Genomic DNA, 12,486 nt, shown 5'->3' with positions numbered 1-12,486 from the left:
AAGGATCACTTGTCGGGCGAAATCGGCATCTGCACGTCGCCCTTGATGTGCTTGATCGGTCCGGCCGACGACGGCATGACGTCGAAGTCGAAGATCTCGGTCGGTAGCCACAGCGTGGCACAGGCGTTCGGCACGTCGACGACGCCGGAGATGTGGCCCTGGCACGGCGCGGTGCCGAGGATCGAATAGGCCTGGGCGCCGGAATAGCCGAACTTCTTCAGATACTCGATCGCGTTCAGGCAGGCCTGGCGATAGGCGATGTGGACGTCGAGGTAGTGCTGCTTGCCCGCCTCGTCGACCGAGATGCCCTCGAAGATCAGATAGTCCTTGTAGTTCGGCGTGATCGGCGACGGCTTGAACACGGGGTTCTTGATGCCGTACTTCGATACGCCGTCCTTGATGATGTCGACCTTGATGTGCAGCCAGCCGGCCATCTCGATGGCGCCGCAGAAGGTGATCTCGCCGTCGCCCTGGCTGAAATGCAAATCGCCCATCGAGAGCCCGCCGCCCGGCACATAGACCGGGAAGTAGATCTTCGATCCGCGCGACAGATCCTTGATGTCGCAGTTGCCGCCATGCTCACGCGGCGGCACGGTACGGGCGCCCTCAAGACCGATCTTGGCCTTGACGTCACCCTTGGCCTGGCCGGCATGCGCGGTCGGCGCGAACGGCGGATTGGCGAGGCCCGGCACGCGGGTCGGGTTGGTCGCGATCAGCTCGGCTTCGCGCTTGTTCCAGGCCGCCAGCATCTTGGCGTCGGGCAGACAGCCGATCAGGCCGGGATGGATCAGGCCGGCGAAGTTGACGCCGGGGATGTGACGCGACGAGGTGTAGAGGCCCTTGATGTCCCAGATCGACTTCTGCGCGAGCGGGAAATGGTCGGTGAGGAAGCCGCCGCCATTCTGCTTGGAGAAGAAGCCGTTGAAGCCCCACAGGCTCTCCTTCAAGGGACCGACGTCGAGCAGGTCGACGACGAGGAGATCGCCAGGCTCGGCGCCCTTGACGCCGATCGGACCGGACAGGAAGTGCACGATCGACAGATCGATGTCGCGCACGTCATCGGCGGAATCGTTGTTCTTGATGAAGCCGCCGGTCCAGTCGACGGTCTCGATGATGAAGTCGTCGCCCGGGCTGACCCACTCGACGATCGGAACCTCCGGATGCCAGCGGTTGTGAATCTTGTCGTTTTCATAGGCCGACTTGCTGAGATCGACCTTGATCAGTGTATCAGGCATCGAGATGCTCCCCTTCGTTTACTGGTTAGACGGACAGATATTTCGAGATCTGTGCGGCATCGACGCTGGCGCGCGGATCGTCGCGGACGATCTCGCCGTTCTCGATGACGAGCACGCGGTCGGCGATGTCGAGCGCGAAGCTCAGGACCTGCTCGGAGACGACGATCGACAGCCCCCGCTCGTCGCGGATCCGTTTCAGGGTGCGCGCCATGTCCTTGATGATCGACGGCTGGATGCCTTCGGTCGGCTCGTCGAGCAGCAACACCTTCGGCTTGGTCGCCAGCGCGCGGGCAATCGCGAGCTGCTGCTGCTGTCCGCCCGAGAGATTGCCGCCGCGGCGGCCCTTCATTTCGAGCAACACCGGGAACAGCTCATAGATGTCGCCGGGCACCTCGGAGCCGCCTGACACCACGAGCCCGGTCTCGATGTTCTCCTTCACCGTCATGGTGGAGAAGATCATGCGGCCCTGCGGCACGTAGGCGAGCCCCTTCGCCACCCGCTCGTAGCTCTTCATCGCGCCGAGCTCGATGCCGTCCATGGTCACCTTGCCGCTCTTGGCCGGCAGGATGCCCATCAGAGACTTCATCAGCGTGGTCTTGCCCATGCCGTTGCGGCCCATGATCGCGACGATCTCGTTGGGCGCGACGGAGACGTTGAGGCCGTGCAGCACCTCGCTCTGGCCGTAGGCGACGTGAAGATCATTGATTGCCAGCATCGACGCGCTCCTTAATGACCCAGGTAAACTTCGATCACCTTAGGATCGTTCTTGACGTGCTCCATCGTCCCCTCGGAGAGGATCTGGCCCTGATGCAGCACAGTGACCTTGTGCGCGATGTCCTCGACAAACTTCATGTCGTGCTCGATCACCAGCACCGAGCGGTCCTTGATGATGCGGTTGAGCAGCTCGGCGGTCTTGGCGCGTTCGGAGACGCTCATGCCGGCCACCGGCTCGTCGAGCATCAAGAGGTCCGGGTCCTGGATCAGCAGCATGCCGATCTCGAGCCACTGCTTCTGGCCATGGCTGAGCTGGTCGGCATAGGTGCTGAGGCGGTCCTTCAGGAAGATCATCTCGGCGACCTCCTCGACCCGCTGCTTGACGGCTTCATCTCGCTGGAAGGTCAGCGAGCCGAACACGGTGCGGCCGCGCGGGTAGGAGATTTCGAGGTTCTCGAACACGGTGAGGTCCTCGAACACCGACGGCGTCTGGAACTTGCGGCCGACGCCGGCCTGCACGATCTCGTTCTCGCGCAATCTCGTCAGCTCCTGGCCGCGGAACTGGATCGAGCCTGACGTGGCCCTTGTCTTGCCGCAGATCAGGTCGAGCACGGTGGTCTTGCCGGCGCCGTTCGGGCCGATGATGACGCGGATCTCGTTCTCCTCGACATAGAAGGAGAGATCGTTCACCGCCTTGAAGCCGTCAAAGGACACGGTGAGTCCGGAGACCGCGAGCAGGAAATCCTTGGGCTGATGGCCGACGAGCATGATGGTCCCTCCTCACTCGGCCGGTGCGCCGTCGGCGACCAGGCCGGCCGCCGATTTCGATTTGCGTGATGCGAACAGCCGATCGATGCCCGGCTGGATATGGTCCGCCCAGACACCGGCGAGCCCGTTCGGGAAGGTCAGCACCACCGCGATGAACAGCGCGCCGAGGCCGAACAGCCAGAGCTGCGGGAAGGACTCCGAGAGGCTGGTTTTGGCGAAATTGACCAGCAGCGCGCCCCAAACCGCACCGAAGATCGACATCCGGCCGCCGACCGCGGTGTAGATCACCATCTCGATCGACGGCACGATGCCGACGAAGGACGGCGACATGAAGCCGACCTCGAGCGTGAACATGGCGCCGCCGATCGCCGCGAACACCGCCGCGGCACAGAACGCGAAGATCTTGAAGTTGGCGACGCTGTAACCGGAGAAGCGCACGCGATCCTCCTGCTCTCTCATCGCCACCAGGATGCGCCCGAGTTTTGTCAGCCGGATGAATTGCGCGGTAACGATGCATCCGAACAGCAGCACAACCTCGACGAAATACAGAATGAACTTGGCGTGATCGGTGCGGATGTCCCAGCCGTGCAGCGTGCGCAAGTCGGTGATGCCATTGATGCCGCCGGTGTAGCCCTGCTGCCCCACGATCAGAATGGTGAGAATCGCCGCGATCGCTTGCGTGATGATCGCAAAGTACACGCCGCCGACCCGGCGCTTGAACATCGCAGCGCCGATGATCAGCGCGAACAACGCAGGAACCAGCAGGATCGCCAGCACCGTGACCGGAAAACTGTGGAACGGTTTCCAGAACAGCGGAAGCTGCGTGATCTGGTTCCAATCCATGAAGTCCGGGATGCCCGGCGTCGACTGGATCTTGGTGTTCGCGACCGAGGACGCCTCGAGCTTGAGGTACATCGCCATGCAGTAGCCGCCGAGACCGAAGAACACGCCCTGCCCCAGGCTCAGGATGCCGCCATAGCCCCAGCACAACACGAGGCCGATGCCGACGAAGGCGTAGGTCAGGTATTTGGCGACCAAATTGAGGCGGAAGATATCCAGCGACAGCGGCAGGATGAGAAGCAACAGCACCGCGAGCGCAAGGAAGCCGAGCAGTTCGGAGCGATTGAAAAAGCGCGAGTTGATGACCATGACCTGCCTGCTTGTTCTTATTTGCGGACCTTGAGCGCGAAGAGCCCCTGCGGACGCACCATCAGGATCGCGACGATGGTCAAGAGCGTGATCACCTTGGCCATCGATCCCGACAGGAAGAATTCCAGCGTCGATTGGGTCTGCGAGATCGAGAAGGCGGAGGCGATGGTGCCGAACAGCGAAGCGGCGCCGCCGAACACGACGACCAAGAAGGTGTCGACGATGTAGAGCTGGCCGGCGGTCGGCCCGGTCGAGCCGATCATGGTGAAGGCCGAGCCCGCAATGCCGGCGATGCCGCAACCCAAGCCAAAGGTGTAGCGATCGACCTTCTCGGTATTGATGCCGACGGCGCCTGCCATCACGCGGTTCTGCACCACGGCGCGCACCTGCTTGCCCCAGCTCGACCAGAACAGCACGTAGGCGACCGCGATCGTGATCAGCATGGTCAGCGCCATCACGAACATGCCGTTGATCGGGATCTGGATCGAGTCGGTCGCCTGCCAGGAACCCATCATCCATTCCGGCAATTCGACGCCGACCTCGCGCGCGCCGAAGATCGAGCGATAGGCCTGTTGCAGGATCAGGCTGAGCCCCCAGGTCGCCAGCAGCGTATCGAGCGGGCGCTTGTAGAGATGGCGTATCAGCGCCCATTCGACCAGCATGCCGAGCGCGCCGGAGGCGATGAACGCCAGGATCATCGCGATGAAGAAGTAACCGGGGAACAGCCAGGGCGCGACGTGCTGCACGGCGTTCGACGTCATCCAGGTGACGTAGGCGCCCAGGATCATGAACTCGCCATGGGCCATGTTGATGACGCCCATCTGGCCGAAGATGATGGCAAGCCCCAGCGCCATCAGCACATAGACGGAGAACAGGATGAGCCCGGCAAATCCCTGCATCGCAAGGATGGCGCCGAGATCGCTGATCGAATAGTCGCCGAACATCTGGTCCTCCGTCATTCCAAAGGGCACGCGCCGCCGGTCAAGCGACGCTCGTTCCGTGGCGTGGACGATGACGTCCACGCCGCGACGCGTTGAAGTGAGGTTGCGCTTTAAGCGCTAGAACTCACTGGTAGCCCTTGGGGAACGGATCCGGCTCGACCAGATCGGCGGTCTCGTAGATCAGCTCATACTGGCCGTCGGCCTTGGCACGTCCGACGCGGGTCTTCGACCACAGATGATGGTTCTCGTGGATCCGGACATAGCCTTCCGGCGCGCCCTTGAATTCGACACCGGGGGAAGCCGCAGCGATCTTGTCGATGTCGAAGGAGCCCGCCTTCTCCACCGTCAACTTCCACAGCCACGGACCGAGATAGGCGGCCTGCGTCACGTCGCCGATCACGGTCTTCTCGCCCCACATCTTCTTGAACGCGGGCACGAAGGCCTTGTTGTTCGGATTGTCGAGCGACTGGAAGTATTTCATGCAGGCATAGGCGCCGGCGATGTTCTCGCCGCCGATGCCGTCGATCTCGTCTTCGGTGACCGAGATCGTCAGCAGCGTCTGCTTCGACAGGTCGATGCCGGCCGCCTTGAGCTGCTTGTAGAACGCGACGTTCGAGCCGCCGACGATGATCGCGTAGATCACGTCCGGCTTGGTCAGCTTGATCTTGTTGATCACCGAGTTGAACTGGGTCGAGCCAAGCGGGAAGTATTCCTCGCCGACGACCTTGCAGCCCTGCAGATGGTTCTCGATGTGCTTGCGCGCGATCTTGTTCGAGGTGCGCGGCCAGATGTAGTCCGAGCCGAGCAGATAGAAGCTCTTGGCGCCCTTGGTCTTGTTGACCCAGTCGAGGCCGGCGATGATCTGCTGCGTCGCCTCCTGCCCCGTGTAGATCACATTCTTGGACTGCTCGAGGCCTTCGTAGAAGGTCGGGTAGTACAGCATGCCGTTGTACTGCTCGAACACCGGCAGCACCGCCTTACGCGAGGCCGAGGTCCAGCAGCCCATCACGGCCGCGCATTTGTCGTTGACCAGGAGCTTCTTCGCCTTTTCCGCGAAGGTCGGCCAGTCGCTCGCACCGTCTTCCTGGATGAACTTGATCTTGCGGCCGAGCACGCCGCCGGCGGCGTTGATCTGCTCGATCGCGAGCTTCTCGGCCTCGACCGATCCGGTCTCGGAGATCGCCATAGTGCCGGTCACCGAATGCAGGATACCGACCGTGACTTCGCTATCGGTGACTGCAAGACCCGTGGTGTTGACCGCGGAGGTTGCAGGAACGTCGGCAAAAGCGGGACGCCCCAGCATCGAAACAGCCGGCAAAGCCGCCATTCCCATCAAGAGCTTGCGGCGGAGCGGAGACTTCAGGCCTGGTTTGGTTTCGTCTGACATGAGCACCCCATTGGTTCGAGAACGCTTATTGATCGGGCGAGGATTGCTCACTTTTGTGCAGCGCACTGATACGTGAGATCGCGTATACTGCACCGCAAAATAGCGACGTAGGTTTTTGGTACGGGATTTGCCCGCGATCAGAGCATCGTGGACCAGGAGTAGAGCGAGTGGCAGGGCGGCAGCGGATTGACCGCGTCAGGCGCCAATATAATCAATGGGTCGCCAACCAGACGCTGGAAGACTATGCGCTGCGCTTCACCGCCAAGAGCGCGCGGCGCTGGTCCGCCGCCCGCGTCGCCAACACCGCGCTCGGCGCGATCTCCTTCCTTGCGCTCGAGGCGATCGGCGGCACCATCACGCTGAACTACGGCGCGATCAACGCCTCCGCGGCGATCCTGGTCGTCAGCGTCATCATCTTCCTCTGCGGACTGCCGATCGCCTACCATGCCGCGAAAAGCGGCATCGACATCGACCTGCTGACCCGCGGCGCCGGCTTCGGCTATATCGGCTCGACCATCACCTCGCTGATCTACGCTTCCTTCACCTTCATCTTCTTCGCGATCGAGGCCGTGATCCTGGCCAGCGCGCTGGACATGTGCTTCGGCATCCCGCGGCCGATCGGCTACCTGATCAGCGCGGTCGTGATCATTCCGCTCGTCGTCTACGGCATCACGCTGATCAGCCGCTTTCAGCTCTGGACCCAACCGCTGTGGGTGATCCTCCACATCATGCCGTTCGCGGCGATCGCCTGGGCCAATCCGCATTCGTTCACCGAGTGGCGCAAGTTCGCCGGCGAGCACGGCGATCCCGCGGGCAACCTCGATCTCCTGCTGTTCGGCACGGCGGCCTCGGTCGTGTTCGCGCTGGTGGCGCAGATCGGCGAGCAGGTCGACTTCCTGCGCTTCCTGCCGCGCGACCGCCGCACCTCGCGAAAGGCCTGGTGGATCGCGTTGCTCAGCGCCGGTCCCGGCTGGATCGTGCTCGGCGCGCTCAAGCTGCTCGCCGGCTCGTTCCTGGCCTTCTTTGCGCTCAGCCACGGCGTGTCGGCCGAGCACGCGGCCGAACCCGCGAACATGTATCTCGAAGCCTTCCGCTACGTGCTGTCGCAACCGGATCTTGCAATGGCGCTGACCGGGACGTTCGTGATCCTGTCGCAGGTCAAGATCAACGTCACCAACGCCTATGCCGGCTCGATCGCCTGGTCGAACTTCTTCTCCCGCCTCACCCACTCGCATCCCGGCCGCGTGGTGTGGCTGGTGTTCAACGTCGTCGTCGCGCTGCTGTTGATGGAGATCGGCGTCTACAAGGCGCTGGAGCAGACGCTGGCGCTCTACTCCAATGTCGCGATCGCCTGGGTCGGCGCGCTGGTCGCCGATCTCGTCATCAACAAGCCGCTCGGCTTGCGGCCGCAGCATATCGAGTTCAAGCGCGCCCATCTCTGCGACATCAATCCGGTCGGCGTCGGCGCCATGACGATTGCGACCGTGGTCTCGATCAGCGCGTTCTACGGCCTGTTCGGCCCGACCGCGAAGGCGCTGTCCGCCTTCGTCGCGCTTGCGGTCGCCTTCATCGCGGCGCCCCTGATTGCGTGGGCGACCGACGGCAAGTATTACATCGCACGCAAGCCGAAGCGGAGCTGGCAGAACCTTGAATCGATCCAGTGCTGTATCTGCGAGCATGCGTTCGAGCCCGAGGACATGGCCGCCTGTCCGGCCTATGCCGGCCCGATCTGCTCATTGTGCTGCTCGCTCGACGCCCGCTGCCACGACCTCTGCAAGCCGCATGGGCGGATCGGCGCGCAAGTCTCGGACGCGCTGGGCAAGGTGATGCCGCAGCCGATCTACGCCCGCATCAACTCGCAACTCGGACATTACCTCGGCGTGTTCGCGGTCTCGGCCGGTCTCGTGGCGCTGGTGCTCGGGCTGATCTACCTGCAGACCACCGCGGCCGTGCATGCCAATGAGCTGTTGGCCGACGTGCTGTGGAAGGTGTTCTTTGCGCTGACCCTGATCATCGGCGTCGTCGCGTGGCTGTTCGTGCTGGCGCAACAGAGCCGGCGTGCCGCGGAAGACGAAACCCGCCGGCAGACCACGCTTCTGATCCAGGAGATCGACGCCCACAAGCGCACCGATGCCGAATTGCAGCGCGCCAAGGAAGTGGCCGAGGCCGCCAATCTCGCCAAGAGCCGATACGTCGTCGGCCTCAGCCACGAGCTTCGCTCGCCGCTCAATGCGATCTCCGGCTACGCGCAGCTGCTGGAGCAGGACGACAGTCTCCCGGTGCGGCCACGCGGGCAAGTACGCGTGGTCCGCCGCAGCGCGGACCATTTGTCGGGACTTATCGACGGCATTCTCGATATCTCCAAGATCGAGGCCGGCCGGCTCTATCTGTCGCGCGACGAAGTGCGGCTGAACGATTTCCTCGAGCAGCTGGTCGGCATGTTCCGCCTGCAGGCCGCGGCCAAGGGCATCGACTTCGTGTTCAGGCGGCCGGCCGTGCTGCCGGTCGTGGTCTATGCCGACGAGAAGCGGCTGCGGCAAATCTTGATCAACCTGCTCTCGAACGCGATCAAGTTCACGCAGACCGGCAAGGTGCAATTCGTGGTGCATTATCGCAGCCCGGTCGCCGAGTTCGAGGTGATCGATACCGGGCCGGGCATCCAGCCCGACGACCTCGAGCGGATCTTCGCCCCGTTCGAGCGCGGCGCGCTTGGCGTCAGCCAGCCGCAGACCGGCACCGGGCTCGGCCTCACCATCAGCCGCCTGCTCGCGGGCGTGATGGGCGGCGACATCAAGGTCCTGAGCACGGTCGGCACCGGCAGCACCTTCCGCGTCAAGCTGCTGCTCTCCGAGGTCACCAATCCACGCCGCGATGCGCCGGTCGACGCTCCGGTGTACGGCTATCACGGCCCGCGCAAGACGATCCTGATCACCGACGATGACCCGACCCACCGCGACCTCCTGCGCGAGATCCTGGCGCCACTCGGCTTCATCCTGCTCAGTGCACCGGACGGACCGGGCTGCCTTGCCCTCGCGCAGCATTGCCGGCCGGACATGTTCCTGCTCGACATCTCGATGGCGGGCATGGACGGCTGGACGGTCGCTGAAACCTTGCGCTCCGAAGGCCATCATCAGGCACGAATTCTGATGATCTCGGCAAGCGCGCTGGAAGCCCACGGCGCGCCGCTGGCGCAACCGTTCCACGACGGCTACCTCATGAAGCCGATCGATATCCCGCGGCTGCTCGAGAGCATCCGCCAGCTGCTCAAGATCGAGTGGCAGTATGAGGCCGAGCAGATTCCGCCCCCGCAATGGAAGCCCGACACTGGTTCGCGCCCGCCGGTGAAATATGTCGAAGAGCTGATCAGCCTCGGCCAGCTCGGCTATATCAGGGCGATCCAGCTCAAGCTCGACGAGATCGGCAACGAATGTCCCGAACATGCCGATTTCGTCGGCCAGATGCGCACCCTGATCGACCGGTTCGATCTTGATCAATATATGGCGACGTTGAAAACATTGCACAGCTATGACCATTGAACAGCGAAAGCGCGACGTCGCGCTCGTCGTCGACGACTCGCCCGAGACGTTGCGCCTGCTGACCGACGCGCTCGACGGCGCCGGCATGACCGTGATGGTCGCACTCGACGGCGCCTCCGCGATGCGCATCGTCGACCAGATCACGCCCGATATCGTGCTGCTCGATGCCGTGATGCCCGGCATGGACGGTTTTGAGACCTGCCGGCGGCTGAAGCGCGACGCCGGGCTCGACGGCGTCCCGATCATCTTCATGACGGGGCTGGCCGAAACCGAGCACATCGTGCGCGGGCTGGAGGCCGGCGGCGTCGACTATGTCACGAAGCCGATCGTGGTCGAGGAAATGCTGGCGCGCATCCGGGTGCATCTCGCCAATGCGCGGATGACGCAGAGCGCCCGCGCCGCGCTGGACGTCTCCGGCCGCTATCTGCTCGCGGTCAACAGCTCAGGCGCGCTACTGTGGGCGACGCCGCAGGCACAGCGGCTGCTGTCGGATACGCTCGCCGACGCTGCCGACAATTTCGTGCTGCCGGAGCCGATGCCGCAATGGCTTGAACAGGCGCAGAAGGGCAAAGCCGGAGGGAAGACCGCAACGGTGGCGCCATTCCCCGGCAGCGAGCAGCTTCGCCTGCAGTTCATGGGCAAGCTCGGGCCCAACGAATTCCTGCTGCGGCTGGCCAAGGACACCAGTGGCGACATGCCGGCCGAGTTCTCCAGCGAGCTCGGCCTGACCACCCGCGAGGGCGAGGTGCTGTCCTGGCTCTCCAAGGGCAAGACCAACCGCGACATCGCGCAGATCCTGGGCTTAAGCCCGCGCACCGTCGACAAGCACCTCGAGCAGATCTACGCCAAGCTCGGCGTCGAGAACCGCACCGCCGCCGCCGCGATCGCGGTCAATGCGAGGCATCGCAAGTCGTAGCCTGCCGGCTCCACTGCCGGCGCACGTCTGGAAATGGCCAATCGCCTCGGACCGTGACAGGATGGGCATGATCGCTCATTCCTGCGGAGAATAGCCATGGATCGTCTGGCGGCGATGGAGACGTTCGTGCGGGTGGTCGAGACCGGCTCGTTCTCCGGAGCGGCGCGACAGCTCCGGGTCGGCCAGCCGGCAGTCTCGAAATCGGTCGCGCAGCTCGAGGAATTTCTCGGGGTCAAGCTGCTCACGCGTTCGACCCATGGCCTCACCCCGACCGAAGCGGGGCTCGGCTATCTCGAGCGCGCCAGGCGCGCGCTTGAAGAGGCGGCCGAGGCCGAGATCGCGGCGCGCGGCGCCGGAGCCGGCCTCAAGGGCCGATTGCGGGTCTGCGCCGCCGTCACCTTCGCCCGCATCCATCTCATTCCGATGTTGCCGAAGTTTCTCGCGCAGCACCCGGAGCTGGAGCTCGAAGTCGCGCTCGACGACCGCCAGATCGATCTCGTGCAGGAAGGCATCGACGTCGCACTGCGGATGGGCAAGATGACGGATTCGGCGCTGACCGCCCACCGTGTCGCCAGATGCAAGCGCCTCGTACTGGGCACGCCGGCCTATTTCGACCGCGCCGGCACGCCGGCCGCGCCGAGCGAATTGAGCCGGCACCAGGCCGTCGTTTATCTCCGCGAGGGCAGCGTGTGGTCCTTTCAACGCGAGAGCACCGAACTTGCCGTCACGGTGCGGAGCCGGTTGCGGGTCACCGCGGCCGAAGGCGTCCGGGCTGCGGTGCTCGCCGATGCCGGGCTCGCGATCGCCTCGGAGTGGATGTTCACCCCCGAACTGAAAGCGGGCACGGTGCGTGCGGTCCTGCCGGAGTGGAGCCTGCCCGCGCTCGATCTCTGGGCCGTGCTTCCGACCGGGCGCGCCGCGACTGCCAAGGCCCGCGCATTCGTGAACTTCTTCGAGCGCAGCTTCAATGCATGACGCGTCATCCGCCGGTTGAAGCAGTTCGCGCCTATTCCGGCCAGGAATAAGCGCTAGTCCAGCGGCAGCGCTACCCTGCGCGGCCATCTCCGTTAGCTTCCTGCGTGTGATTTCAACAAACGGACGGCGCTGCCGTCCACCACGCAGAAGCAAAGGAGAACCGCCATGTCGCTGCAAGCCAAGCTCGACGCTTTCAAGGCCGATTTCGAAGCCGGAAAGCCGCCCTACAACGTTCCGCCAGCCGTCATCGAGATCATGCACCGCGCCACCGCGGAGCTGATCGCATCCGGTGCCGCCCAGCGCGCCAAAAAGGCGGGCGATGTCGCCCCTGCTTTCTCGCTCCGGGATCCCGACGGCAATGTCGTCAACTCGGCCGACCTGCTGAACCGCGGTCCGCTGGTGCTCAGCTTCTACCGCGGCGTCTGGTGCCCGTATTGCAACATGGAGCTGCAAGCGCTCGAAGCCGCCAAGCCGGAATTCGACAAATACGGCGCGTCGCTGGTCGCGATCTCGCCGCAGACCGCGCCGAACAGCCGGAAGTCGGTGCGCCAGAACAAGCTCTCCTTCCCGATCCTGTCCGACGCGAAGGGCCAGATCGGCGACGTCTTCGGACTGCGCTTCCGTCTGCCCGACTATCTGGTCGAGCTCTACAAGCAGCTGAAGAACGATCTGCCGACCTTCAACGACGATCCGAGCTGGACGTTGCCGATGCCGGCCCGCTACGTCATCGGACAGGACGGCGTGATCCTCTACTCGGAGGTGAACCCCGACTATACCCGCCGCCCGGAGCCCGAGGACATGATCGCAGTTCTCCAGCAAGCCGCCGCCGTCAAGGCATGACAGCGCGCAGTGCGGCCGGTGGCGA

General features: G+C 63.9%; 10 protein-coding genes. 4 read left to right on the top strand and 6 right to left on the bottom strand.

The features are described 5' to 3' along the window. Positions 1-5: 5 nt before the first annotated feature. The 6 genes from fmdA to urtA all read right to left on the bottom strand — a co-directional run bounded on the left by fmdA (position 6) and on the right by urtA (position 6,194). On the bottom strand, positions 6-1,235 hold the full coding sequence (fmdA, locus tag JQ573_RS08525) for a formamidase (protein ID WP_173641970.1): 1,230 nt from the start codon (positions 1,233-1,235) through the stop codon (positions 6-8). 25 nt (positions 1,236-1,260) lie between these two features. Further along, positions 1,261-1,950 carry an urea ABC transporter ATP-binding subunit UrtE gene (gene urtE / locus JQ573_RS08520; protein WP_212310879.1) on the bottom strand — a complete coding sequence of 230 codons (690 nt, stop codon included), beginning with the start codon at positions 1,948-1,950 and terminating at the stop codon, positions 1,261-1,263. 11 nt (positions 1,951-1,961) lie between these two features. Then, positions 1,962-2,717: an urea ABC transporter ATP-binding protein UrtD gene (gene urtD, locus JQ573_RS08515; RefSeq protein WP_212310880.1), complete on the bottom strand. Its 756-nt coding sequence runs from the start codon at positions 2,715-2,717 to the stop codon at positions 1,962-1,964. Between the two features lie 12 nt (positions 2,718-2,729). Beyond that, a complete protein-coding gene (gene urtC / locus JQ573_RS08510; RefSeq protein ID WP_212310881.1) occupies positions 2,730-3,866 on the bottom strand; it encodes an urea ABC transporter permease subunit UrtC in 1,137 nt (378 codons plus the stop codon). Between the two features lie 17 nt (positions 3,867-3,883). Continuing rightward, positions 3,884-4,810, bottom strand: coding sequence for an urea ABC transporter permease subunit UrtB (gene urtB, locus JQ573_RS08505; RefSeq protein ID WP_092125363.1), 927 nt, complete (start codon positions 4,808-4,810; stop codon positions 3,884-3,886). 121 nt (positions 4,811-4,931) lie between these two features. Then, positions 4,932-6,194 (bottom strand): urea ABC transporter substrate-binding protein, encoded by a 1,263-nt coding sequence (urtA, locus tag JQ573_RS08500; RefSeq protein ID WP_050400067.1) that lies wholly within the window; start codon positions 6,192-6,194, stop codon positions 4,932-4,934. Between the two features lie 167 nt (positions 6,195-6,361). Between urtA and JQ573_RS08495 the strand changes: the two genes are divergently transcribed. The 4 genes from JQ573_RS08495 (at position 6,362) to JQ573_RS08480 (ending at position 12,461) form a co-directional block, all read left to right on the top strand. Then, positions 6,362-9,730: an ATP-binding protein gene (locus JQ573_RS08495; RefSeq protein ID WP_212310882.1), complete on the top strand. Its 3,369-nt coding sequence runs from the start codon at positions 6,362-6,364 to the stop codon at positions 9,728-9,730. After that, on the top strand, positions 9,720-10,646 hold the full coding sequence (locus JQ573_RS08490) for a response regulator transcription factor (RefSeq protein ID WP_212310883.1): 927 nt from the start codon (positions 9,720-9,722) through the stop codon (positions 10,644-10,646). Before JQ573_RS08495 ends, JQ573_RS08490 begins: the two co-directional genes overlap by 11 nt. Before the next feature lie 96 nt (positions 10,647-10,742). After that, entirely contained in the window at positions 10,743-11,621 is an 879-nt protein-coding gene (locus JQ573_RS08485) for a LysR family transcriptional regulator (protein WP_212310884.1), read from the top strand. Between the two features lie 165 nt (positions 11,622-11,786). Further along, the gene (locus JQ573_RS08480) at positions 11,787-12,461 is read left to right on the top strand and encodes a peroxiredoxin-like family protein (RefSeq protein ID WP_212310885.1); all 675 of its coding nucleotides are present in this window, start codon (positions 11,787-11,789) and stop codon (positions 12,459-12,461) included. Positions 12,462-12,486: the final 25 nt, after the last annotated feature.

Source organism: Bradyrhizobium sp. AUGA SZCCT0105 (genome assembly GCF_018129565.1).
Taxonomy (GTDB): Bacteria; Pseudomonadota; Alphaproteobacteria; order Rhizobiales; family Xanthobacteraceae; genus Bradyrhizobium.
Note: the sequence above shows the minus strand (reverse complement) of the source record. Positions and strands in the feature narration are given on the sequence as shown.